Origin of the sequence: Candidatus Magnetobacterium casense (genome assembly GCF_019173545.1) — a bacterium.
GTDB classification, from domain to species: Bacteria; Nitrospirota; Thermodesulfovibrionia; order Thermodesulfovibrionales; family Magnetobacteriaceae; genus Magnetobacterium; species Magnetobacterium cryptolimnobacter.
In genome coordinates this window covers 1-1549 of the sequence record NZ_JABXWD010000621.1, presented here as the reverse complement: position 1 = coordinate 1549, position 1549 = coordinate 1, and the positions used below count along the sequence as shown (strand labels likewise).

At 50.3% G+C, this 1549-nt stretch carries 1 protein-coding gene; it reads left to right on the top strand.

Features of this window, described 5'->3' with window-relative positions:
- The first annotated feature begins 152 nt into the window (after positions 1-152).
- Positions 153-1235, top strand: coding sequence for an NAD(P)H-dependent flavin oxidoreductase (locus HWQ67_RS18190; protein ID WP_218254111.1), 1083 nt, complete (start codon positions 153-155; stop codon positions 1233-1235).
- Positions 1236-1549 lie beyond the last annotated feature (314 nt).

Genomic DNA, 1549 nt, shown 5'->3' with positions numbered 1-1549 from the left:
GGCTGCCGTTATAAACGGACAGATTATCGTTTCGGATGCCGGCACAATGCTCAATCCCTATGACAAGGAAATACTTGACGCACTGATAAAAAACAAGAATCAAAACGGTGTTAACGGATAAAGTTAATGCCTCTGCTAAGGAGTAATAAGAAATGACCTGTAAGGAACTGCCATCCTTAAGAATAGGCAACATAGAGGCCAACCCGCCTATCATTCAGGGTGGAATGGGTGTGAGGGTGTCCATGTCCGGCCTTGCCTCCGCTGTTGCAAACGAGGGATGTATCGGCGTTATAGCCAGCGTGGGTATAGACTTCCCAAAGAAGAGTGACCTCACCCTCAACAAGCAGAGGTATGTTGACACCGGAGGGGAGGCGTTTCGTGCCGAAATCAGAAAGGCACGTCAGATGACAAAGGGACTGATCGGCGTCAACATCATGTACGCAATATCAAACTACGAAAGGTTCTCAGCCATTGCAGTTGAGGAAGGAGTGGATTTGATCATCTCCGGTGCGGGGATGCCCGTGAATCTGCCCAAGTTTCTTAACGGCAAGGATGTCAAACTGGTGCCGATAGTTTCCTCGGCGCGGGCATTTCGGCTGATCTGTGAGTTCTGGAAGAAGGACTATGACAAGCTCCCCGATGCCGTGATAGTCGAAGGGGTCAAGGCCGGTGGACATCTGGGGTTTTCGTACAAGGAGGTGCTCAACGACAAGGCTCCTACCCTTGAGCAGATCGTGACAGAGGTCATAGAGGTGGCCAACACCTTCGACCCTCCGATCCCCGTGGTGGCGGCTGGGGGCGTGTTTGACGGCAAGGACATTGCCAGGTTTCTCAAGCTCGGTGCCTCCGGTGTCCAGATGGCGAGTCGTTTTGTCTGTACGCACGAGTGCGATGCCCACGAAAACTTCAAAAAAGCCTGGATAAATTCCAAAAAAGAAGACATTACTATCATAAAGAGTCCCGTTGGGATGCCCGGGAGGGTGATCAACAGTGAGTTCGTCCAGCGTATCAAAAATGGAGAGACCATACCGTTTAGATGCACCTACAAGTGTCTCAAGAACTGCGACCCCAAGACGATCCCATATTGCATTGCCGAGGTGTTGACAAACGCCGTTGAGGGCAACCTCGATGAGGGCTTTGCCTTTGCCGGCGAAAACGCATACCGCTGCAATGAAATCGTATCCGTTAATGACCTGATAGCACAACTGAAACAGGAGACTCTGCAATACTTGTAGTCTGACACAGAGAAGGGGGACTTTTATCCCCCTGCCATCTCAATGTCACGCTCGTTATTGTTTCGCTGCCGTTGCTCAAACCTCCGTAAATAGCAAGTAAAACACATAGCCTGATTTTGACAGTTGTCTATATCCCAGTTGTAACAAACAGATTTTTATGTGAGGCAACGGGTATTGTTGCGTATAGATTTTCAGATGAGGCAATTGGGTGCATAAGAAAGTAGTTGGTGGCTTCGTCAAAGAAAGAATGGGGGCTTCGCCCCCTACCCCCTACAAGAAGGGCGGCTCCGCCCCCTCCTTGACCTCCCCTGCAA